The organism is Pantoea sp. ACRSB, from assembly GCF_022346905.1.
In the GTDB taxonomy this organism is placed as follows: Bacteria; Pseudomonadota; Gammaproteobacteria; order Enterobacterales; family Enterobacteriaceae; genus Pantoea; species Pantoea piersonii.
The window spans coordinates 418,312-441,553 of sequence record NZ_JAKRNL010000002.1 but is presented as its reverse complement, the minus strand read 5'-3'; the positions used below and the strand labels follow the sequence as shown (position 1 = coordinate 441,553).

Below are 23,242 nucleotides of genomic sequence, written 5' to 3'. Positions count from 1 at the left end.
GACATGGTTGTCGCCCTTATCCAGCCTGTACCCCTTACTTAACCGGCATACCCGGCTGCGCGCCGCTGTCTACAGAGAGCACAAACAGATCTTTCCCGCCCGGACCGGCTGACAGCACCATGCCTTCCGAAACGCCGAAGCGCATTTTACGCGGCGCGAGGTTAGCGACGATAATCGTCATCTTGCCGATCAAGACCGAAGGATCGGGATAGGCGGCGCGAATGCCGGAGAAAATCTGACGCTTCTCACCGCCCAGATCGAGCTGCAGACGCAGCAGCTTATCGGAGCCTTCCACCAGTTCGGCGTTTTCAATCAGCGCCACGCGCATATCGACTTTCGCGAAGTCGTCAATAGTAATGGTGTCGCCAATCGGCGCATCCGCCAGCGGGCCAGCGGCCGGTTTGCTGGCCGCTGCGGCATCCTCTTTTGACGCTTCAATCAGCGCGTTAACTTTGGTCATTTCGATACGTCCATAAAGTGCTTTAAACGGCGCTACCTGATGGCTGAGCAGCGGCTGCGGGATAGCGTCCCAGCTTAATTCGCTGTTGAGGAAGGCTTCGGCGCGCTCGCTCAGGCTCGGCAGCACCGGCTTCAGCCAGGTCATCAGCACGCGGAACAGGTTGATGCCCATAGAGCAGATCGCCTGCAGATCGGCGTCACGACCCTCTTCTTTCGCTACCACCCAGGGCGCCTGTTCGTCTACGTAGCGGTTCGCCAGATCGGCCAGCGCCATAATTTCGCGAATGGCGCGGCTGAACTCGCGGCTCGCCCAGGCTTCGCCAATCTTCTCAGAGGCGTCGACAAAGGTCTGGTAGAGCGCCGGATCCGCCAGCTCGGCCGACAGCTGGCCGTCAAAGCGTTTGGTCAGGAAGCCAGCGTTGCGCGACGCCAGATTGACTACCTTGTTAACGATGTCGGCATTTACGCGCTGTACGAAATCTTCCAGGTTAAGGTCGATATCGTCGATGCGCGAGGAGAGCTTGGCGGCATAGTAGTAGCGCAGGCTGTCGGCATCCAGGTGCTGCAGCCAGGTGCTGGCCTTGATAAAGGTGCCGCGCGATTTAGACATCTTGGCGCCGTTTACCGTCACATAGCCATGCACGAACAGGTTGTTGGGCTTGCGGAAATCGCTGCCTTCCAGCATCGCCGGCCAGAACAGGCTGTGGAAGTAGACGATATCTTTGCCGATAAAGTGATAAAGCTCAGTGGTGGAGTCTTTCTTCCAGAACTCGTCGAAATCGATATCGCCGCGTTTGTCGCACAGGTTTTTAAACGCGCCCATATAGCCGATCGGCGCATCCAGCCAGACGTAAAAATATTTGCCCGGCGCGTCCGGGATCTCAAAGCCGAAGTAGGGCGCGTCGCGTGAGATATCCCACTGCTGCAGGCCGGACTCAAACCACTCCTGCATTTTGTTCGCGACCTGCTCCTGCAGCGCGCCGGAGCGCGTCCAGGCCTGCAGCATGGCGCTGAATGAAGGCAGATCGAAGAAGAAATGCTCCGAGTCGCGCATTTCCGGCGTCGCGCCGGAGACTACTGATTTCGGCTCGATCAGCTCGGTCGGGCTATAGGTCGCGCCGCACACTTCGCAGTTGTCGCCATACTGATCCGGTGATTTACATTTCGGGCAGGTGCCCTTGACGAAACGATCCGGCAGGAACATGCCTTTTTCCGGATCGTACAGCTGAGAGATGGTGCGGTTTTTAATAAAACCGTTCTCTTTCAGCCGGGTGTAAATCAGCTCGGAGAGCACGCGGTTCTCATCGCTGTGCGTTGAGTGATAGTTGTCGTAGCTGATGTTGAAACCGGCGAAATCGACCTGATGTTCCTGACTCATTTCGGCGATCATCTGCTCCGGTGAGATGCCTAACTGCTGCGCTTTCAGCATGATCGGCGTACCGTGTGCGTCGTCAGCGCAGATGAAATAGACCTGATTGCCACGCATTCGCTGGTAACGCACCCAAATGTCTGCCTGGATATGCTCGAGCATGTGGCCGAGATGGATCGATCCGTTCGCGTACGGCAGGGCGCACGTTACCATTATTTTTTTAGCGACTTGAGTCATAGTTTGCGTAGCTTTCTGTTGATTGAAAAAACGGGCTTAGATGGTAACTCATGCCCTGGCGGGCGTAAACACAAGGGCGGCCTGGCGTCGACGGTGCCGACATCTGATATGATTGTTGTGTTACCGCTGAACCCAGCGACAGAAAAAATAACAAGGAGTGGGGATGACAGCACAATCCCGGACATCACATTCACCTGAAGCCCTGCGCGCCGTGGTTATGGGCGTGTTAAGCGGCTTCCGGCATCCAACCCTCGATCACAATCTCACCACGCTGAAAGCGCTGCATCATGTGGCGCTGCTGGACGACAAGCTGCATATCGAACTCGTTATGCCGTTCGCCTGGGCGAGCGCCTTTGAGGAGCTGAAAGCGCAGGCCAGCGCCGAGCTGCTGCGCCTGACCGGCGCGCAGGCGATCGACTGGCGGCTGCGCCACGATATCGCCACGCTGAAGCGCGTCAAAGGCCAGCCCGGCGTTAACGGCGTGAAGAACATTATCGCCGTCAGCTCCGGCAAGGGCGGCGTCGGCAAATCGAGCACCGCCGTCAATATGGCGCTGGCGCTGGCGGCGGAAGGGGCGCGCGTCGGCATTCTCGATGCAGATATCTACGGCCCGTCAGTGCCGAATATGCTAGGCACCGAGCACGAGCGTCCTACCTCGCCAGACGGCACCCATATGGCGCCGATTATGGCTCACGGTCTCGCCACTAACTCTATCGGCTATCTGGTGACGGACGATAACGCGATGGTGTGGCGCGGCCCGATGGCGAGTAAGGCGCTGATGCAGCTGCTCAATGAGACGCTGTGGCCGGACCTCGACTATCTGGTGCTTGATATGCCGCCGGGCACCGGCGACATTCAGCTGACGCTGGCGCAAAACGTGCCGGTGACGGGTGCCATCGTCGTCACCACGCCGCAGGATATTGCGCTGATCGACGCGCGCAAAGGCATGGTGATGTTTGAGAAGGTAAACGTGCCGGTGCTGGGCGTCGTAGAGAATATGAGCCTGCATATCTGCAGCCACTGCGGCTTCCATGAGCCGATTTTCGGCACGGGCGGCGCGGAAAAGCTGGTGGCGGATTATCAGACGCAGCTGCTGGCGCAGCTGCCGCTGCATATTAACCTGCGCGAAGATCTCGATGACGGCGAACCGACGGTGATCCGTCGTCCGGAGAGCGAGTTTACCGCGCTCTATCGCCAGCTGGCGGGCCGCGTCGCGTCGCGGCTCTACTGGCAGGGCGAAGTGATCCCCGGCGATATCGCCTTCCGCGCGCTGTAGGCCAGCGTACCGCTGGCGTCGCGTCAGGACGCCAGCGGAAAGTGCATCAGCACATATTTTCCCTGTTCGCTCTCGCCTTGCGCGATCATCTTCCAGCCGTGTTTAAGGTAGAACGCCTGCGCCGCCTTGTTCATCAGCAGACACTTCAGCGCGCCGGTGCTGGTAAAGCGCGCCTGCACTTTCTCCAGCAGCGCGGCGCCGACGCCGCGGCCCTGATAAGCGGGATCGACATACAGGCTATGGAGAAAATTATCATTCTCCAGCACGCCGGCGAAACCGACGCGATGACCCTCAAGCTCGGCGACCCAGACGGTCTCTCCCAGGATCACGCTGTCAAAATCTTCCAGCTGCCAGTGGCTGTCGTCGAGCCAGCGCCAGTTATGACGGCGCGCGGCCAGAAACAGGGTTCTCAGAAACGGACGATCGGCTTCGGTATAAGAACGGATCAGCACGGATAAACTCCCTTAACGCCTTTTCTACAAAATTAGCAGTTCTGCCGTGAAAAGATAAACGACGTTAAATCAATGTGCTTTGCGTGTAGAATGCCGGGGCGGCGTCAATAGCGGTGCGGCTTGCCGCGTTTGATAGCTTTCGTTTATCTGATTGATAACGACTGCATATTAGAAGTTGGCCCGAAAATTTTGTAACGTACATCACATCTTTTAGCGGAGGACTTCAGATGTCTATCATCAATACCAAAATTAAACCGTTCAAAAACACGGCGTTTAAAAACGGCGAATTCATCGACGTAACTGAGAAAGACGTTGAAGGTAAATGGAGTGTATTCTTCTTTTATCCAGCTGACTTCACCTTCGTTTGCCCGACTGAACTGGGTGATGTGGCTGACCACTACGAAGAATTCCAGAAACTGGGCGTAGATATCTACTCTGTTTCTACCGACACCCACTTTACCCACAAAGCCTGGCACGGTTCTTCTGAAACCATCGCGAAAATCCAGTATGCCATGATCGGCGACCCGACTGGCGCGCTGACCCGCAACTTCGAAATCATGCGCGAAGCTGAAGGTCTGGCTGACCGCGGTACTTTCATCGTTGACCCGGAAGGTATCATCCAGGCGATCGAAATCACTGCTGAAGGTATCGGCCGCGACGCGTCTGACCTGCTGCGTAAAGTGAAAGCTGCTCAGTATGTCGCTTCTCACCCAGGCGAAGTTTGCCCGGCTAAATGGAAAGAAGGCGATGCAACTCTGGCTCCGTCTCTGGACCTGGTTGGCAAAATCTAATTTCTGTACCGGCTTTTCGATCTTCTCTATCGGGTGCTACGGCACCCGATTTCTTCTGACAGGAACTCACTATGCTCGACACCAACTTAAAAACCCAGCTCAAGGCCTACCTTGAGAAATTAACCAGGCCTGTTGAGTTGATCGCCACCCTGGACGATGGCGCCAAATCAGCGGAAATTCGCGATTTGCTGGCGGATATCGCAAGCCTGTCTGAAAAAGTCAGCTTCCGCGAAGAGAACGATCGTCCGGTGCGTAAACCGTCGTTTTTGATCACTAACCCTGGCTCACACAGCGGCCCACGCTTTGCTGGTTCGCCGATGGGGCACGAATTTACCTCGCTGGTGCTGGCGCTGCTGCAGACCGGCGGTCATCCGTCGAAAGAGACGCAGAGCCTGCTCGACCAGGTTGCCTCGCTGGATAGCGATCTGCATTTCGAAACTTACTACTCGCTCTCATGCCACAACTGCCCTGACGTAGTACAGGCGCTGAACCTGATGGCGATTATCAATCCGCGCGTCTCGCACACGGCGATTGACGGCGGCATGTTCCAGAATGAAATTACCGAGCGTAACGTGATGGGCGTTCCGGCGGTCTACCTGAACGGCAAAGAGTTCGGTCAGGGCCGCATGAGCCTCGCCGAAATCGTCGGTAAGGTTGATACCAACGCGGAGAAACGCGCAGCGGAAGAGCTGAACAAGCGTGACGCTTATGAAGTGCTGATTGTCGGCAGCGGCCCGGCGGGCGCGGCAGCGGCGATTTACTCAGCGCGTAAAGGCATCCGCACCGGCCTGATGGGCGAGCGTTTCGGCGGCCAGGTGCTCGACACCGTGGATATCGAAAACTACATCTCCGTACAGAAAACCGAAGGCGCTAAGCTGGCTGGTTCGCTGCGCGCTCACGTTGACGACTACGACGTTGATGTGATTGACACCCAGAGCGCGATCAAGCTGATCCCGGCTGCGAAAGAGGGCGGCCTGCACGCGATTGAAACCGCTTCAGGCGCGGTGCTGAAATCACGCAGCATTATCATCGCCACCGGCGCGCGCTGGCGTAACATGGGCGTACCGGGCGAAGAGCAGTATCGTACCAAAGGCGTTACCTACTGCCCGCACTGCGACGGTCCGCTGTTTAAAGGCAAGCGCGTAGCGGTTATCGGCGGCGGCAACTCCGGCGTTGAAGCGGCTATCGACCTGGCAGGTATCGTCGAGCACGTTACGCTGCTGGAGTTTGCTGGCGAAATGCGCGCCGACCAGGTGCTGCAAAACAAACTGCGCAGCCTGAAAAACGTTGACGTGATCCTTAACGCGCAGACCACGGAAGTGAAAGGCGACGGCAGCAAAGTGACCGGCCTGGCTTATATCGATCGCAACAGCCAGACGTCGCACGATATCGCGCTGAGCGGCATCTTCGTGCAGATTGGCCTGCTGCCGAACACCACCTGGCTGGAAGGCGCGGTAGAGCGCAACAAAATGGGCGAGATCCTGATTGATGCTAAATGCGAAACCAGCCTGAAAGGCGTATTCGCGGCGGGCGACTGCACCACGGTGCCCTACAAGCAGATTATCATCGCCAGCGGCGAAGGCGCTAAAGCCTCGCTGAGCGCTTTTGACTACCTGATCCGCACCAAACCGGCTGAATAAGTTTAATTTTTTGCGATAGCCACGCAACGGCCCCGGGATATCTGTCTCGGGGCCTTTTTTTTAATAGCCCGCCATCGACATCAGCATCATCCATACCGGCGTCGTCACCGCCGCAAACAGGGTAGAAAAGAGCATGCTGGCCGCCGCCGGGCCTGTCAGCACGTTAAACTTCTGCGACATCAGATAGACGTTTACGCCCACCGCCATCGAACCCAGCAGAACCACGACCCGGCTTTCCAGCGGCGGAAGGTGCACCAGCCAGGCGATCGCCCAGATGGTCATCGGCTGTAAAATCAGCTTGAACAAACAGATGGTATAGCTTTCACGCAGCCCGTCGCGCACGCGGTAGTGCGCCAGACTCATGCCGAGCGTCACCAGCGACAGCGGCGCGGCAATAGAGCCGAGCATACGCAGCGGTTCGGCGGCGATAGTTGGCAGCGGCTGTTTTAAAAAGCTCCACGCGGTGCCGCTGAGGATACCGATAATGAGTGGGTTTTTTGCCACGCTCAGTAGCGTATGACCGATGCCTTTCAGCGAAAAGCTTCCCTGTTTCGCCCACTCCACGGAAAGCGTCAGCAGCGTCCAGAGGATAAGACTGTTGAACACCAGCACCAGCGCCACCGAAGGCAGCGCCTGCGGGCCGAGCAGCACCGTCGCCACTGGAATACCCAGCATCACGTTGTTAGAGAAGATACCGCCGAGCGCGAAAACCGTACCTGCAACGCCGTCGAGCTTAAACAGACGCGCGCCCACAATACGTCCAAGGATAAAAATCAGCAGGCAGCTGCCGAAAAAGGCCAGCAGCAGCCGCACATCCACCGGCGGGCTTTTATAGAAGTCGCTCATAACGCGGAACAGCATGCAGGGCAGGGCAACGTTAAACACGAAGCGGTTCATGCCTTCGCTGATGGTTATCGGCCATTTGCCGATGCGCGTCAGGGCATAGCCAAGGAAAATCAAAATAAACAGCGGAGCGGAAAGGTAAATCTGATGGGTAAGCGTATCAAGCAAGCTGGGCATGGCACGTCTGTTTTCTGCATCGGGTAACATCAGCCTAACATGACGTTGCCAAAAGCGTCACCTTGCAACAGTCTTTAACCCAGCCAGCGGCGCGCCTGCGCATCGCTGATATCGCGGTAATAGATGCGATGAATAATTTCGTCGCATCTTCGACAGCGGGCGGAAATAAAAGTAGAAAAATAGGATCTGCCGTTAGGCGCAACGGCGTAAGCGCGAGAAATATGAATATCCTGCCAGCGGTGACAATGCGGAATAAATGGAAAAAACGTCATTTTGTTTTCCTGAGCCTGGCGGCAATTGAGTGAAAGTTTTTAACGCGATGATAATTATCATTATTATTCACTGTCTCAGGCAGGCGGGGTTTATGCGGCAGACAGTGCAGCCTGGCGAAACCAGAGGTTTCGCTAACCGATCCATGCGCTATATTTTTGGCTCGCTAATATTTAATAAAATATTTTGCTGGCAGCCGCTTAATTTAAAACCCGCAGCATTAAGCCCTTTTTTTCTCCCAGGCTGGTTGATCGAGATCATGCTGAACTACGCTAACTGGTAATACCTCTTTAGAGGTAGCTATATTGCTTTCGCTGGCCGCCTCTCTTATGCTGCTGGCGTACCATTCGACTCGGGGTGCCCTTCTTCGTGAAGGCTGAGAAATACCCGTATTACCTGATCTGGATAATGCCAGCGTAGGGAAGTCAGATGCCTGACCGCATTCGCCTTCTTGTTCGCCGGTTGGGAGTAATGATGATCCACCAACCTCAACGCTTTTCCGACGCGCATTTCGCGCCCGTTCTCGCCCGTTTCGTTCAGCAGCAGCCGCTGGTTCACTGTATGACCAACGACGTGGTGCAGAACTTCACCGCCAACGTATTGCTGGCGCTTCACGCTTCACCCGCGATGGTGATCGATCCTGATGAGGCCGCGCAGTTTGCCGCGATAGCCGATGCGTTACTGATCAATGTCGGCACGCTGACCTGCGACCGCCGCGATGCGATGCTGGCGGCGGTACAGGCCGCTGAGGCGGCGCAGACGCCCTGGGTGCTCGATCCGGTCGCGGTCGGCGCGCTGCGGCTGCGCACTCAATTCAGCCAGCAGCTTCTTGCGCGGCGGCCTGCCGCGGTGCGCGGCAACGCCTCTGAAATCCTTGCGCTGGCGCAGCAGAGCGCTGGCGGGCGTGGGGTAGATACGCAGCATCAGGCGGAAGCGGCGCTGGAGGCGGCGCGCAGCCTGGCGAAGCGCGCGCAAACGCTGGTAGTCGTCAGCGGCGAGGTCGATTACGTCACAGACGGGGATACGACCTTGAGCGTACCCGGCGGCAGCGCGCTGATGACCCGCGTGGTGGGCACCGGCTGCGCGCTTTCCGCCGTAGTGGCGGCCTTTTGCAGCCTGCCTGGCGAGCGGCTGCACAACGTCGCCAGCGCCTGCCGCGTGATGGCGTGCGCAGGTGAACGCGCCGCTGCGCAGACAGGCGCGCCGGGCAGCTTCGCCACGCTGTTTATTGATGCCTTATGGCAGCTGGCACAGGAGGCGCGCGCATGAAGCGTATCAACGCCCTGACTATTGCCGGAACCGACCCCAGCGGCGGCGCAGGCATCCAGGCCGATCTCAAGGCTTTTTCAGCGCTCGGTGCCTATGGAACCAGCGTCATTACCGCGCTGGTGGCGCAGAATACCTGCGGCGTGCAGTCGGTCTATCGTATCGATCCAGACTTTGTGGCGGCGCAGCTCGACTCGGTGCTGAGCGACGTACGCATCGATACGGCGAAAATCGGCATGCTCTCGGAAACCGCTATCGTGCAAAAAGTGGCGGAAAAGCTGAAACGAGCCGACATCCCTTTTGTGGTGCTGGATACGGTGATGGTGGCGAAAAGCGGCGATCCCTTACTCTCGCCAGACGCGATCGCCAGCGTACGCGAGCTGCTTCTGCCGCAGGTGTCGTTAATTACGCCAAATCTGCCGGAAGCGGCAGCGCTGCTTGAGTGCGCGCCAGCGCGCAGTGAAGAGGCGATGCTGGAGCAGGGCAACGCGCTGCTGGCGCTCGGTTGCCAGGCGGTGCTGATGAAGGGAGGTCATCTTGGCGACAGCGAAAGCCCGGACTGGCTGATCACGCGCGAGGGCGCAGAGCGCTTTACCGCGCCGCGCGTCAACACGCGCCATACACACGGCACCGGCTGTTCGCTCTCCGCCGCGCTGGCGGCGCTGCGCCCGCGTCATGACAGCTGGGCGCAAACGCTGCGCGAGGCGAAAGCGTGGCTGCAACAGGCACTGATGCAGGCCGATACGCTGGAAGTAGGCAAAGGCATCGGGCCGGTGCACCATTTTCATCGCTGGTGGTAGGGCAGAACGCCCTGGAATGAGAAATCTTGCTACGGATCCGTCTGAAAAATGGAGTCAGCAATTTGCGTCGTGATGCTGCGACGTTCAGGCTGTGGTGGCTCGCGCCGGTCTGCGCCGGCGCATCACCTCTTTTCTGACAGGAGTTAACATGACGGACATCGTACAGTTACTGGGCCAGGACGCGGATTCTCTTCTTCAGCATCGCTGTCTGGCCCTGCCCGCGGAAAACCTCTATTTGCCCGGCCCTGATTATGTCGATCGCGTAATGATCGACAATAACCGTTCGCCTGCGGTGCTGCGTAATATGCAGACGCTATACAATACCGGCCGCCTCGCGGGCACCGGCTATCTGTCAATCCTGCCGGTCGATCAGGGCGTGGAGCATTCGGCGGGCGCCTCCTTTGCCGCCAACCCGCACTATTTCGATCCCAAACATATCGTTGAGCTGGCGATTGAAGCGGGCTGTAACTGCGTAGCGTCAACCTATGGCGTGCTGGCCTCGGTGGCGCGCCGTTACGCGCATCGTATTCCCTTTATGGTGAAGCTGAACCACAACGAAACCCTGAGCTATCCGACGCAGTACGACCAGACGCTCTATGCCAGCGTCGAGCAGGCGTTCAATATGGGAGCGGTCGCCGTCGGCGCCACGATCTATTTTGGTTCTGAACAGTCGCGCCGCCAGATTGAAGAGATCGCCGCCGCTTTCGAACGCGCGCACGAGCTGGGCATGGTCACGGTACTCTGGGCTTACCTGCGCAATAACGATTTCAAAAAAGATGGCGTGGACTATCATGCCAGCGCCGATCTCACCGGACAGGCTAACCATCTGGCGGCGACCATCGGCGCGGATATCGTCAAGCAGAAGCTGGCGGAAAATAACGGCGGCTACAAGGCGGTGAAGTTCGGTCACACCGACGAACGCGTTTACAGCACCCTGACCACAGATAACCCGATTGACCTGGTGCGCTACCAGCTGGCGAACTGCTATATGGGCCGCGCCGGGCTGATTAATTCGGGCGGCGCGTCGGCGGGCGAAACCGATATCGCAGAATCGGTGCGCACCGCGGTCATCAATAAGCGCGCGGGCGGCATGGGGTTAATCCTGGGGCGTAAGGCGTTTAAAAAGTCGCTGAAGGATGGTGTGGCGCTGATCAATGCGGTGCAGGATGTCTATCTCTCTAAAGAGGTCACCATCGCCTGATTAAACCCGGCTTCGCCGACGGCTTAAGGGGTCTGGATAAGATGCTTACGGATCCTGAGGTGAAGAGATGAAAAAGGCCAGCCGGGCGCTGGCCTTCTTTATTATGAGATTACAGCGACTCAAACCACTCGCTGTTGCGCTCGGCAATGGGGGTAATGGAGAAAATCATCTCCTGCAGATGACGGCGCATTGCTGCTTCGGCAGCGTCAGCATCGTGATTTTTCAAGGCTGACAAAATCTCCTCATGCTGCTCTATCAGGCTGTCCGGCGGCGAGACTTCGCTCAGCGTCAGGAAGCGCACGCGGTCCATCGCCGCTTTGATATTTTCTACCGTCTCCCACGCCAGCGCGCAGTTAATGCTCTCGGCAATCAGCCGGTGAAACTCATCGTCGAGGCTCAGAAACGCCTGGCTGTCCTGACGGCTGGCCGCCATTTTTTGCAGCTGAAGATTGTGCTCCAGCGTCATCAGCGCCTCAGGTTCAATCTCCAGCGCCGCACGCCGCACGACCGAAACCTCTACCGCTTCGCGAATAAACCGGCCATCCGCTACGCGGCGCGCGGAGATTTTCCGCACGAAGGTGCCGCGCTGCGGCAGCACCTGCACCAGACCCGCCTCTGCCAGCTTGATAAAGGCTTCACGCACCGGCTGGCGCGACACGTTAAACCGGGCTGAAACTTCTTTTTCTGACAGCAGCGAACCCGGCTGGATGACGCAGGTCACGATATCCTTCCGCAGATAACGATAGATCTGCTGGTTAACCGGTTCGCTGGTGGTGATGGTATAGGCGATTGACATGCGGCATATCCGTATTACGGCTGGCCGTAGCCAGCCCGTTGGGAAAGTGTCAGTCTAATCAGCGCGCTGCGACTGCGCCAGCGCTTTTGCTACTGAACAATTACAGCGCATGAACAATCTGCGCCACGGTGGCGCGCGCGCCATGCTCGCGCAGCTGCAGCCAGAAGCGCGTCAGCGTGGCGACGACTTCCGCATTCTGCGCCAGATCTTGGCCAAATACCGCTTTCATCCCCAGCAGCGCTTTCACGCGCGCTTCGCCTTCGGCACTGGCAGCCACGCGCTCCGCCAGCTCCGCTTTCAGCGGATCGCGGATCTCGATGGGCGCGCCTTGCTCATCCACGCCGCCGACATAGCGCATCCAGCCCGCTACGCCCAGCAGCAGCAGATCGCAGTTGCTGCCGTTGCGCAGGTGCCAGCGCACGCTGTCGAGCAGGCGCTGCGGCAGCTTCTGCGTGCCGTCGGTTGCGATCTGCCAGGTGCGGTGCTTAATCGCGCGGTTTTCGTAACGCGCGATCAGCGAGTCGGCGTAGGCGGTGAGATCGACGCCCGGCGTGCGCAGCGTCGGCGCCTGCTGCTCAAGCATCAGCCTGCGCGCGGCGGTACGCAGGCTGGTATCGGCCATACAGTCGCTGATGTATTCATAGCCGGAGAGGAAGCCGAGATAAGCCAGAAAGGAGTGGCTGCCGTTAAGCATGCGCAGCTTCATCTCTTCAAAGGGCAGTACGTCTTTAACCAGTTCCGCACCCGCCTGCTCCCAGGCTGGCCGGCCGCTGACGAAATTATCCTCGATGACCCACTGGAAAAAGGGTTCCGCTTCGACCGCGACCGGGTCGCTACAGCCGAGGCGTTCGGCAAGCTGAGCAAAGGCGCTGTCGGTCATCGCCGGAACGATGCGGTCGACCATAGTGGAAGGGAAGGTGACATGCTGCTGAATATAGTCCGCCAGCGCGCCATCCTGCCGCTGCGCCAGCTGCACAATCACATTGCGCGTGACGTGGCCGTTTTCTGGCATATTGTCGCAGGACATCACGCTGAACGGCGGCAGTCCCGCGTCGCGGCGTCGGCGGATCGCCGCCAGAATCAGACCCGGCAGCGAACGCGGCGCATCGGGATGGGCCAGATCGTGCAGGATATCGGGATGTTCATGGTTGAGGTCGCCGCTGGCGGGATGATGACAGTAGCCTTTCTCCGTTACCGTCATAGAGACAATCGCCACGTCCGGCTGGCTCATGGCGGCGATGACCGCCTCAATGCCATCGCCTTTGCCGTGTAGCGCTGAGGTGATGACGCCGATGACCCGCGTAGTCAGCGAGTCGTCAGCCATTTCCGTGAGGGTATACAGGTGATCCTGCTGACGCAGCGCCTGAATCAGCTCGCCGCTGTTGAGGTTGACTTCACAATAGCCCCAGTCGCTGCCCTGTTCCGCCAGCTTGTCGCTGCACAGCGCCTGATGCGCGCGGTGAAAAGCGCCGAAGCCAATATGCACCATGCGGGTTTTCAGTTTGCTGCGATCGTAGCGCGGGCGCTGCACGTCGGCGGGAAGGCGATCAATCTCTAACATAGTCCGTCCTTATGGCAAACGGGGCGTCCTGCGCCCCGTGATTCAGTCATGTAAAACGTTCTGCTTACACCGAAACCGGCTTCTTGCTCGCTTTCGGGCTGCGGATAACGAACAGCACCAGGAAGGCGCCAACGGCGGCGACGCAGCCAGCCAGCACAAAGGCGCTGTCAAACTTGCCGGTATGCTGCACGATAAAGCCGGTGACGATCGGGCCGATGATGCCCGAGAGGCTGCCTACCAGATGGATAAAGCCGCTGATGCTGCCGACGCGGCTCTTGTGCACCACGTCCTGAATAATCGCCCAGTAGATGGCCCCGGTGATATAGAGGAAGAAGATCGATATCGACATCATCATCACCGCAGAGTTGACCTCTTTTACCGTACCCGCCAGCGCCACACAAATGGCGGCGGCGAACAGTGAGACCACCAGCACAATTTTACGGGACAACAGTAACTTGCCGGTAATATTGAAGATCTTGTCTGAGATCCAGCCGCCCAGCGCCAGGCCGACGAAGCCGACAATCCACGGGATCATGGTGGTGATTGACATCGATTTAATATCGAGGCCGTGTGCCTGCACCAGATAGGCCGGGAACCAGCTCAGGAAGAAGAACAGAATATAGTTGTAGCAGAAGAAGGCGAAGGCGGTGACCAGAATAATCGGCTGGCGCAGATAGTAGCCGAAGCCGTGGGACGCCTGCGCCAGATCTGCCTCTTCGCCCGGCTGCTCAGCTTTCAGTTTATCAACCAGCGCGCGCTCTTCATCCGAGACATGCTTGCTCTTTGCCGGGTTGTCTGCTGAAACAAACAGCCAGACCGCCATCCATACCAGACCAATCAGGCAGATAATAACGAAAGCGGGACGCCAGCCGAAGGCGAGCGCAAGGTAGCCGATAATGGGGCCCGCTACCGCGCCGCCCAGCGGCGAACCGGCGCTCAGCAGGCCCATCGCGGTGGCCGCCTGTTTTTTCGGGAACCAGCCGTTAATCGCTTTGTTGGCCGAGGCGCAAATAGGGCCTTCCGCCATGCCGAACAGTACGCGCAGGATCAGCATCGACCAGAAGCCGGTCGCCAGCGCGGTCATGCCGCAGAACAGCGACCACATGCCAACCGCCAGGCCAAGCACGATTTTCGGGCCAAAGCGGTCAGTGGCGACGCCGCCGACGAAGTTGAACAAGGCATAGCCGAAGAAGAAGCTGCCGAAGATCATGCCGAACTGTTCAGCGTTGATCGCCAGATCTTTTTCTACCAGCGGCAGGGTAAGGGAGAGGGCGACACGATCGAGGTAGTTGATCATGTAAACAAGAAACAACAGCAGTACAATTGTCCAGCGCAGATTTTTAAACATAGTGGCTCCAACGCTTTTTTATAGTGATAGTAGGCCGGCAGCGCACTGCCGGCTGAATCCCCGGTGAGGCAAGGCGGCTACATCTCTAAAACGACCTTACAGCAGGTGCGGGGGTCTTTTTCGAACAGCGTCATCGCGCGTTCGATTTCATCGAGCGAAAAGTAGTGCGTAACCAGTTTTTCTGGCTGGATCAGCCCCTGTTCCATCCACTCAATGACCTGTGGAAAGCGATGGCTGTTAAGGCGAGAGGTAAACAGCGACAGCTCTTTGCTGGTGAGACTTTGTTGCGTGATGCTACACGGCTCGCCGGAGAAGCCGAGCAGTCCGATACGCGCGGCGGGCGAGGCGATCGCCGCTGCTTCTGCCAGAATCGACGGATGGCAGGCGGCATCAATAATCAGCGTCGGCTGCACCCCTTCCAGCTGCGCCGCCAGCGCCACTTCGGCGTTGTTGAAGACGCGATCCGCGCCGCTGGCCTGCGCCAGCTCAAGACGCTCCGGCAGACGATCCACCACCAGCACCTGCGCTACCTTATAGACCCCTTTCAGCACCTGAATCGCCGTCAGGCCCATCGGGCCAGCGCCGTAAATCAGCGCCACATCCTGCGGCTGCGGCTTAAGGAACGCGGTAATATTGGCCGCGATAGTGAAAGGTTCCACCATACTGGCGAGCCTGTCAGGGATGGTCGTCGGCAGGGTATAGGCGTTGCTGGCGGGCGCGACGCTATACTCGCTGAAGCCGCCGTCGCGATGTACGCCGATCACGCTCAGCGTGGTGCAAACGTTAGGGCGGCCTACCGAGCAGGGATAGCAGCGGTCGCAGCTGACGACGGGATCGACCGCCACACGTTCGCCGATGCGGCTGGCGTCAACACCGTCGCCGACGGCATCAATCACGCCGAAAAATTCATGGCCGATGACGCGCGGATATTTAGCGAAAGGGTTATGCCCATGCCAGATATGCACGTCGGAGCCACAGATGCTGGCGTATTTCACCTTTACGCGTACTTCGCCCGCAGCGGGTGCAGGTAACGGACGCTCCGCCAGAACCAGCGTGCCGGGTTGTTCTATAACAACGCTTTTCATGATGCGCTCCTTACCAGTTCCACAGTGTGCCGTCTTCCAGACGGGCCACCGGCAGATAAGCGGGTTCATAGGGATATTTCGCCGCCAGCTTTTCATTAAATTCGATACCCAGCCCCGGCTTGTCGCCCGGATGCATAAAGCCATCTTCGAAGCGCCAGTTGGCGTCAAACAGCTCCATCATCTGCTCGGAGAAGCCCATATACTCCTGCACGCCGAAATTCGGCACCCACAGGTCAAAGTGGAGCGCCGCCGCCATGCAGACCGGCGAGAGATCCGAGGGGCCGTGAGAGCCGGTGCGCACCTGATAGAGCGAGGCGAAATCGGCGATGCGGCGCATGCCGGTGATGCCGCCTGCGTGGGTGATGGTGGTGCGGATATAGTCGATCAGCTGCTCTTCAATCAGCTGCTTGCAGTCCCAGATACTGTTAAACACTTCGCCGACCGCAATCGGCGTAACGGTATGCTGGCGGATCAGGCGGAAGCACGCCTGGTTTTCAGCGGGCGTCGGGTCTTCCATCCAGAACAGGCGGTAATCTTCGACGCTTTTGCCGAAGCGCGCCGCTTCGATCGGCGTCAGGCGGTGATGCATATCGTGCAGCAGATGTTCGTTAAAGCCGAATTTATCGCGGATGGCTTCAAACAGCTTCGGCGTAAAGTCGAGGTACTTCTCCGTTGACCACAGCTGCTCTTCCGGCCAGTTCCCTTTGGTTGCTGGCTCATAGGCCAGCCCTTTACCTTTCGCCATGCCGTAAGTGGTTTTCATGCCCGGCACGCCGCACTGGGCGCGAATCGCTTTGAAGCCCATCTCCTTGTGCTTCGCGTAGTCATCCATCACTTCATCGATGGTATGGCCGGTGGTGTGGCAATAGACCATAACGCCGGTGCGCGAGGCGCCGCCCAGCAGCTGGTAGAGCGGCATATTGGCGGCTTTGCCTTTGATATCCCACAGCGCCGTATCGACCGCAGAGATAGCGGACATGGTGACCGGCCCGCGACGCCAGTAGGCGCCTTTATAGAAATATTGCCAGATATCCTCGATCTGATGCGCGTCGCGGCCAATCAGCTGCGGACATACATGATCTTTCAGGTAGGAGGCGACCGGCAGTTCGCGGCCGTTAAGTGTCGCATCGCCGATGCCGGTAATGCCTTCATCGGTGGTGATTTTCAGCGTAACGAAGTTTCTGCCTGCGCAGGTAACAAAGACTTCAGCGTTAACAATTTTCATTTTCCGTGGCCTTCATTCAGCAATCAATGCTGAAAAAGTACGCGCATTTATACTACCATACAAGTTGAGGTTGCAGAGTTGTGAAGACAATCACAGAGAGAATTTCAGGGCTGGCGCGCAGCGCTGAAGCCCGCGCCAGCGGCAGAAAAGCTAACAAGCGGGCAGCATGGCCCGAAAAGCAAAACGTCCCGCGCCGTGAATGACGCGGGACGAGCAGGCAGGGATATTTCTGTTGTGTTTTTACCATCGGGCCATGCTGCACACGCCAGCGCAGCCGGTTTTAGTCAAGGCAGAGCTTAACTCAATGCCCGCGCGGTTAACGTCAGGCCAGCAACGCGCACTGCGGCGGCAGACGGCAGCTAAGCGCGCCGGGCAGTACCTCAATGTCGAATTCGCGGCCGGAGAGGGGTTCGCCATCCAGGTTAAAGGTCATTTCATTTGGCGAAACGATGCGCAGCGAGGTGAGTTTAGCGGTCACGATATTCGGATTGTCGTCGTTGCTGGTCAGCGAGTGCAGCAGGGTGGGCAGCAGCTCCTGCGCGGTGACGATGCTGACGTCCAGCAGGCCGTCGTTGATCAGCGCCGACGGACACAAACGCTGGCCGCCGCCCGCCTGACGCCCGTTGCCGACGCCAATCGCCAGCGCGTCGCCCTGCCAGTGAAACTCAGGGCCGGAAATCTCGCAGCTGTCGGGCTTCAGCGTGTCCATCCGCATCAGTCCGTGAATAAAATAGGAGACGCCGCCCAGCGCAGACTTTAGCTTCTCCGGCGTTTCGGTCGTGATACGGGTGCCAAAGCCACCGGTCGCCATATTAATGAAAAAGCGATCCTGATTAACCCGCGCCAGGTCGATAACGTGGGCCTTGCCCTGAACCGCCAGGCGCAGCGCGGGCTCCATTTCGGCGGGAATGCCGACGCTGGTGGCGAAGTCATTAGCGGTGCCAAGCGGAAGAATGCCCAGTACCGGCCGCCGGGCGGCATCGACGGCGGTCAGCGCGGTGGCGATTTCGTTAATGGTGCCGTCGCCGCCGCCAGCGACGATAGTCTCTGCGCCCAGCCGCAGCGCTTCCTCGACGTAGCGTTCGCCGTCGCCTTTCTCCCATGTCACGCGTACGGCGATGGCAAAGCCCTCATCGCGCAGCGTCGTGACAGCCGCACGCAGATCCTCATTACCTGCACCTTTGCCATTAAGAATGAGTAGAGTAAGCGATTGTTTTTCCATTATCCGTTCCTTGAAAACCCACAAAGATTTCTGCTTATAGCATAGTCAGGAGGGAAAATTTACGGGAGAAAAGCGGAAAAAAGAAAACCCGCACGGGGGAGCCGGGCGGGTGAATGAGGTGGTTCCTGATACAACAGCTATTAGTTGTTACTCGTTCGCAGCAGGCGCGACTATAAAGGAGCGCGCAGCGGCGGTCTGTGATCCTGTTCTAACTTCATCCGTTTACTTTCGCGACGTGAGTAATTTGTTATGGGGATCGCGCGTGCTGCTGCCGTCGGTGAAATTGCGCAGCAGCAGGCCAAACGCCAGCCCGACATCCGCAGGCACCGGTATCCAGACGCGATGGCCATCGCCAGGCGCGACGTCAATAGCCGCGCCGCGCGCATCCTGCATCGCTTCCAGCCTGCAGTTCAGATTACCGTTGGGCGTCATGATCTCCAGGCTGTCGCCGAGCAGAAACTTATTTTTCACCGCCACTTCTGCCCAGTCGCCGCGACGCTCGCCGGTAAATTCGCCGACAAACTGCTGGCGCTCCGAAATTGAATAGCCCTGCGCGTAGTTCTGGTAGCTGTCGTGCGTATGGCGGCGCAAAAAGCCCTCGGTATAGCCGCGATGCGCCAGCCCCTCCAGCGTGGTCAGCAGTTCTGGATCGAAGGGCTTACCGGCTGCGGCGTCGTCGATAGCGCGGCGGTAAACCTGCGCCGTACGCGCGCAATAGTAGAAGGATTTGGTGCGGCCTTCGATTTTCAGCGAATGAACTCCCATCGCGCTCAGGCGCTCGACGTGCGCTACCGCGCGCAGATCTTTCGAGTTCATAATGTAGGTGCCGTGTTCATCTTCAAAGGCGCTCATCACCTCGCCCGGCTTCATCTTCTCTTCCAGCAGGAACACCTTATCGGTAGGCTGGCCAATACCCAGCGTCGGCGTCACCTCCTGTACCTCAACGATATTGCCTGCCTCGTCCTCCTTGCCTTCCTCCACCTTATATTCCCAGCGGCAGGCGTTGGTGCAGGTGCCCTGATTCGGGTCGCGCTTGTTCATATAGCCCGAAAGCAGACAGCGGCCGGAGTAAGCCATACAGAGCGCCCCGTGGACGAAGATCTCGATTTCCATCTCCGGCACCTGCTGGCGGATCTCGGCGATCTCCTCCAGCGACAGCTCGCGCGACAGGATCACGCGCGTCAGCCCCATCTGCTGCCAGAATTTTACCGTCGCCCAGTTGACCGCATTGGCCTGGACGGAAAGGTGGATCGGCATCTGCGGAAAAGCTTCGCGTACCAGCATAATTAAACCGGGATCGGACATGATCAGCGCATCGGGCTGCATCTCTACTACCGGCGTCAGGTCGCGAATAAAGGTTTTCAGCTTGGCGTTATGCGGCGCGATATTGACCACAACATAGAATTTCTTGCCCAGCGCGTGCGCCTCGGCGATCCCTTTGGCAAGGTTGTCATGGGTAAATTCATTATTGCGCACGCGCAGGCTGTAGCGCGGCTGTCCGGCATAGACCGCGTCTGCGCCATAGGCAAAGGCGTAACGCATATTCTTCAGCGTTCCCGCTGGAGAAAGCAGTTCTGGTTTCATGGTGTTCTCACTGATGTCAGGTCAGCATGCCGCCTGGCGCGGCACGTGCAGCGGTCGTCACCTTAACGGCCCTGCAAAAGGTGCGGAATTGTAGGCGGCAGAGAGAGCGAATCAATTGATCTAGATCAACTGACACAGATCCGCTTCCCAGCGATAACCCATGCCGTATACGGCGCGGATAAACGGCTGGTCGGCGTCGAGGCTTTCCAGCTTGCGCCGCAGATTTTTAATATGACTGTCGATGGTGCGATCGGTGACGACGCGGTAGTCATCGTAAAGATGATTCAGCAACTGCTCGCGCGAAAAAACTTTTCCCGGCTCCAGCGCCAGGGTTTTCAGCAGGCGGAACTCAGCGGGCGTCAGCTCCAGCGGCTGGTCGTGCCAGCTCGCCTGAAAACGGTTCTCGTCAATTTTCAGCAGTGACGTTTTGCCTGCCTCTTCCGGCGCGCGTCTGACGCGGCGCAGAATGGTTTTCACCCGCGCCACCACTTCGCGCGGGCTGAAAGGCTTACAGATATAGTCATCCGCGCCAATCTCCAGGCCAAGCAGGCGATCGATCTCCTCGGTGCGCGCCGTCACCATAATAATCGGCAGCTCAGAGAAGCGGCGGATTTCGCGGCACAGCGTCAGCCCGTCGCTGCCGGGGAGCATCAGGTCCAGCAGCATCAAATCAGGTGGCGTCTGCTGGACGAAAGGCAGCACCTCGCTGCCGTGGGCGATATGATGGGTGCGGTAGTTAGACGCTTCCAGATAGTCGATCATCAGCTGCGCCAGCTTCGGCTCGTCTTCCACTACCAGAATCAGCGGGTCGGTTTTTTCGGGGTTCATCATCAGTTACGGCTGGGGGACATAGCGCAATTGTAGCGTGATTTTCAGTCCACCTAAATCAGAGTGCTCCGCAGCGATATGACCACCATGCGCGTCAACAATGTTTTTGCAGATAGCCAGTCCCAGCCCTGAGCCGCCGCTGGCGCGATTGCGCGACCCCTCGGTGCGGTAAAAACGCTCGAAAATTTTCGCCTGCTGCTGCGCGTCCACGCCCGGCGCGCTGTCAGCAAAACTCATCTGCCAGCAGGGCGCTTCATACCAGAGCCGCACCTCAACCTGGCCCGGCGCGTCGGTATAGCGCAGGCTGTTCTCCAGCAGGTTGGTGAACAGCTGCATCAGCCGGTCGGGATCGCCGAAAAAGGGCGCTTCGTCCGGCATTTGCAGCGTCAGCGTCAGGCCGTGGCTGCGATAGCGCTCGTTAAAGCTGCCTGCGCTTACTTCCAGCAGCTGTACCAGATCGGTGGCCTGCTTGCGGTAGGCGAGGGCACCTTCGTCTGAAAGCGAAAGCTGATGCAGATCGTCCACCAGCTTGCTCAGCACGCCGACTTCGCTCAGCAGCGAGCCGATCGCCTCCGGCGTCAGCTGGCGGACGCCATCCTGCATCGCCTCCAGTTCGCCGCGCAGGATCGCCAGCGGCGTGCGTAGCTCGTGGGAAATATCGGCCATAAAGGCGCGACGCATGCTCTCGTTCTTCTCCAGCGAACTGGCGAGGCGGTTAAAGTCCTGCGCCAGCTGGCCCAGCTCGTCGTGGCTGCCGACTTCGACGCGCGTGGCGAAGTTGCCCGCCGCCAGATGGTGCGTGCCCGCCACCAGGCGTTTAACCGGCGCCAGCAGGCCGCGCGACATCAGCCAGGTCACCAGTGCCGCCAGCAGCGTCGACAGGCCGACGATCAGCCAGCTGGTGCGCCTCTGTTGATGATCGAAGTTAATATCGGTGCTGCGCGTCAGGCGCTCCGGCGGCGAACCGACCACCCAGCCGACAATTTTGCCGTTGCTGGTGGTGATATTGCGCCGCGACCCTTCCGGCGGCACCGGCGCGCGCGGCCCTGCCAGCACCTTATACTGCTGGTCGATAATCCAGAACTGGGTACGCCAGCCGTGTGGCGGCAGCTGGTTGCTGCTGTCGGGATTCTGCTCCAGCGAGCGCAGCATGGTGAATACCAGTCGATCGTTATGGCGCAGAAAATCCCAGCTGCCGTGTTGTTCATACTGATCGGCCAGCGCGTCGCCCAGCATGGCGAGGCGCTGCTCGTTGCCGCGCTTGATATAGTCGACAAAGCCGTGTTCGAAACTCAAACGCACGCCCCAGTGCATGGTGATCAGCACTAGCATGCAGGTAGAAAAAATCGCTAAAAAGAGTTTGGCGCTGATGCCCAGGCGCAAAGGGGACTTCATGGTTTTCTCCGGCGTCGCAGATCGACGTTTTTACTGGTTTCCTTCGGCACGCGCCAGAACACCAGCGCGGGCAGGGCGATAATCAGCGCCATGCAGGCGTAAGCGGTCATAAACAGCGAATGGGTATTGTCGCTGCTGCCCAGCGCGTCCTGGCCAAAAGCACCCAGCAGCAGGCCAGCGATGGTGACGCCGATACTCATCGACAGCTGCATAATCATCGACAGCAGGCTGTTGCCGCTGGAGGCGAGTTCGTCCGGCAGATCTTTCAGCGTCAGCGTATTCATGGAGGAGAAGCGCAGCGCGTTCACCATGCCCTGCATCAGCAGCACCAGCGGCAGCAGCCATATCCAGCCGAGCAGCGCCACCACCGGGAAAAGCAGCACCACTACGGCGAGCGCCAGCGTGGTGCCAACCAGCGTATTGCGGTAGCCGAACAGGTTAACGATGCGCACCACCACGCGTTTAATGCCCATATTGCCAAGCACCATCGGGATCATCATCAGCCCGGCGTGAAACGGCGTATAGCCCATGCCGACCTGCAAAAAAATCGGCGTCATAAAAGGCAGCATGCCGCTGCCGATGCGGCCGAGAAAGCTGCCGAGCAGACCAATCGAGTAGACAGGGCTGTCAAACAGTTTCAGGCTGAACAGCGCGTTGTCATTGCTGCGCGCATGCATCAGATAAAACAGCAGTGAGAAAACGCCGATCAGGATCATCGCGCCCAGCAGCAGCGGCGAACCACCGCTGCTGCGCTGGCCGTCGAGCGCCATCGTCAGCGTCGCCATGCCGGCGGCCAGCAGCAGAAAGCCGAGAAAGTCGAAGCGCCGCGTCTTCATGGAGTAGTTCGGCATCAGGGTGATGGTGGCGATAGCGCCGACGATGCCGACGGGAATATTAATCAGAAAGATCCAGTGCCAGCTGGCATACTCCACCAGCACGCCGCCGAGCGCCGGGCCGATCAGCGGGCCGATCTGTCCCGGCAGGGTCACAAAGGTCATCGCTGACATATACTGCTCGCGCGGCACGATTTTCATAACGGTTAAGCGACCGACCGGCACCATCATCGCGCCGCCGATGCCCTGCACCACGCGCGCCATCACCAGCTGGTCCAGCGTTGAGGAGAAGGCGCAGAGCAGCGAACCGACGCTGAACAGCACAATAGCGCTGAAGAAGATATTGCGCACGCCGAAGCGATCTGCCAGCCAGCCGCTCATCGGCAGCGTCACCGCCACCGTCAGCAGATAGGAGACGATTACCGAATGCATATGCAGCGGGCTGACGCCCAGGTCATGCGCCATCGACGGAATGGCGGTATTGACGATGGTGGTGTCCAGCGTTTGCATAAAGAAACCGAAAGCGACAATCCATAGCTGCCAGCGAACCGTGGCTTTTTGGGCGTTCATCTTCTTTTCTCTCC

The 23,242-nt window shown here is 58.6% G+C and carries 20 protein-coding genes and 1 riboswitch; of the genes, 7 read left to right on the top strand and 13 right to left on the bottom strand.

Annotation, left to right across the window (positions count from 1 at the left end):
- Positions 1-34: 34 nt before the first annotated feature.
- Entirely contained in the window at positions 35-2,065 is a 2,031-nt protein-coding gene (metG, locus tag MHZ89_RS08315; RefSeq protein ID WP_311782613.1) for a methionine--tRNA ligase, read from the bottom strand.
- Positions 2,066-2,228: 163 nt separating this feature from the next.
- Between metG and apbC the strand changes: the two genes are divergently transcribed.
- On the top strand, positions 2,229-3,341 hold the full coding sequence (gene apbC, locus MHZ89_RS08310) for an iron-sulfur cluster carrier protein ApbC (protein WP_311782612.1): 1,113 nt from the start codon (positions 2,229-2,231) through the stop codon (positions 3,339-3,341).
- A 23-nt stretch (positions 3,342-3,364) separates the two neighbouring features.
- Here the strand turns inward: apbC and MHZ89_RS08305 are convergent, their stop codons facing one another.
- Complete coding sequence (locus tag MHZ89_RS08305; protein ID WP_120453215.1) at positions 3,365-3,793, bottom strand: GNAT family N-acetyltransferase; 429 nt, start codon at positions 3,791-3,793, stop codon at positions 3,365-3,367.
- Positions 3,794-4,020: 227 nt separating this feature from the next.
- On the opposite strand from MHZ89_RS08305, the gene ahpC reads away from it, so the two are divergent.
- Entirely contained in the window at positions 4,021-4,584 is a 564-nt protein-coding gene (gene ahpC / locus MHZ89_RS08300; RefSeq protein WP_103794092.1) for an alkyl hydroperoxide reductase subunit C, read from the top strand.
- Positions 4,585-4,655: 71 nt separating this feature from the next.
- Positions 4,656-6,224, top strand: coding sequence for an alkyl hydroperoxide reductase subunit F (gene ahpF / locus MHZ89_RS08295; protein WP_311782611.1), 1,569 nt, complete (start codon positions 4,656-4,658; stop codon positions 6,222-6,224).
- Between the two features lie 60 nt (positions 6,225-6,284).
- Here the strand turns inward: ahpF and MHZ89_RS08290 are convergent, their stop codons facing one another.
- Positions 6,285-7,244 (bottom strand): AEC family transporter, encoded by a 960-nt coding sequence (locus tag MHZ89_RS08290; protein WP_311782610.1) that lies wholly within the window; start codon positions 7,242-7,244, stop codon positions 6,285-6,287.
- A 62-nt stretch (positions 7,245-7,306) separates the two neighbouring features.
- On the opposite strand from MHZ89_RS08290, the gene MHZ89_RS22670 reads away from it, so the two are divergent.
- The 4 genes from MHZ89_RS22670 to fbaB all read left to right on the top strand — a co-directional run bounded on the left by MHZ89_RS22670 (position 7,307) and on the right by fbaB (position 10,781).
- Complete coding sequence (locus tag MHZ89_RS22670) at positions 7,307-7,549, top strand: hypothetical protein (protein WP_409373244.1); 243 nt, start codon at positions 7,307-7,309, stop codon at positions 7,547-7,549.
- Between the two features lie 308 nt (positions 7,550-7,857).
- Positions 7,858-7,954: riboswitch (TPP riboswitch) on the top strand.
- A gap of 34 nt (positions 7,955-7,988) precedes the next feature.
- Positions 7,989-8,783, top strand: a complete 795-nt coding sequence (gene thiM / locus MHZ89_RS08280) for a hydroxyethylthiazole kinase (protein WP_409373243.1) — start codon at positions 7,989-7,991, stop codon at positions 8,781-8,783.
- Entirely contained in the window at positions 8,780-9,580 is an 801-nt protein-coding gene (thiD, locus tag MHZ89_RS08275; RefSeq protein WP_120453244.1) for a bifunctional hydroxymethylpyrimidine kinase/phosphomethylpyrimidine kinase, read from the top strand. The genes thiM and thiD overlap by 4 nt, the downstream gene beginning before the upstream one ends.
- Positions 9,581-9,728: 148 nt before the next feature.
- Complete coding sequence (fbaB, locus tag MHZ89_RS08270) at positions 9,729-10,781, top strand: class I fructose-bisphosphate aldolase (protein WP_033750266.1); 1,053 nt, start codon at positions 9,729-9,731, stop codon at positions 10,779-10,781.
- 109 nt (positions 10,782-10,890) lie between these two features.
- Here the strand turns inward: fbaB and MHZ89_RS08265 are convergent, their stop codons facing one another.
- The 10 genes from MHZ89_RS08265 to mdtD all read right to left on the bottom strand — a co-directional run bounded on the left by MHZ89_RS08265 (position 10,891) and on the right by mdtD (position 23,228).
- Positions 10,891-11,577 (bottom strand): GntR family transcriptional regulator, encoded by a 687-nt coding sequence (locus MHZ89_RS08265; protein WP_311782607.1) that lies wholly within the window; start codon positions 11,575-11,577, stop codon positions 10,891-10,893.
- Between the two features lie 100 nt (positions 11,578-11,677).
- On the bottom strand, positions 11,678-13,138 hold the full coding sequence (locus MHZ89_RS08260; protein ID WP_311782606.1) for a mannitol dehydrogenase family protein: 1,461 nt from the start codon (positions 13,136-13,138) through the stop codon (positions 11,678-11,680).
- A gap of 64 nt (positions 13,139-13,202) precedes the next feature.
- Positions 13,203-14,486, bottom strand: a complete 1,284-nt coding sequence (locus MHZ89_RS08255; protein WP_311782605.1) for an MFS transporter — start codon at positions 14,484-14,486, stop codon at positions 13,203-13,205.
- 77 nt (positions 14,487-14,563) lie between these two features.
- Positions 14,564-15,571, bottom strand: a complete 1,008-nt coding sequence (locus tag MHZ89_RS08250; RefSeq protein ID WP_311782604.1) for a Zn-dependent oxidoreductase — start codon at positions 15,569-15,571, stop codon at positions 14,564-14,566.
- A gap of 10 nt (positions 15,572-15,581) precedes the next feature.
- Entirely contained in the window at positions 15,582-16,796 is a 1,215-nt protein-coding gene (gene manD, locus MHZ89_RS08245; protein WP_120453254.1) for a D-mannonate dehydratase ManD, read from the bottom strand.
- 322 nt (positions 16,797-17,118) lie between these two features.
- The gene (gene yegS / locus MHZ89_RS08240; protein WP_311782603.1) at positions 17,119-18,018 is read right to left on the bottom strand and encodes a lipid kinase YegS; all 900 of its coding nucleotides are present in this window, start codon (positions 18,016-18,018) and stop codon (positions 17,119-17,121) included.
- Between the two features lie 222 nt (positions 18,019-18,240).
- The gene (gene yegQ, locus MHZ89_RS08235; protein ID WP_311782602.1) at positions 18,241-19,602 is read right to left on the bottom strand and encodes a tRNA 5-hydroxyuridine modification protein YegQ; all 1,362 of its coding nucleotides are present in this window, start codon (positions 19,600-19,602) and stop codon (positions 18,241-18,243) included.
- 120 nt (positions 19,603-19,722) lie between these two features.
- Entirely contained in the window at positions 19,723-20,430 is a 708-nt protein-coding gene (gene baeR, locus MHZ89_RS08230) for a two-component system response regulator BaeR (protein ID WP_311783015.1), read from the bottom strand.
- Positions 20,431-20,436: 6 nt separating this feature from the next.
- Positions 20,437-21,825 (bottom strand): two-component system sensor histidine kinase BaeS, encoded by a 1,389-nt coding sequence (gene baeS / locus MHZ89_RS08225; RefSeq protein WP_311782601.1) that lies wholly within the window; start codon positions 21,823-21,825, stop codon positions 20,437-20,439.
- Complete coding sequence (mdtD, locus tag MHZ89_RS08220; protein WP_311782600.1) at positions 21,822-23,228, bottom strand: multidrug transporter subunit MdtD; 1,407 nt, start codon at positions 23,226-23,228, stop codon at positions 21,822-21,824. Before mdtD ends, baeS begins: the two co-directional genes overlap by 4 nt.
- Between the last annotated feature and the right edge of the window lie 14 nt (positions 23,229-23,242).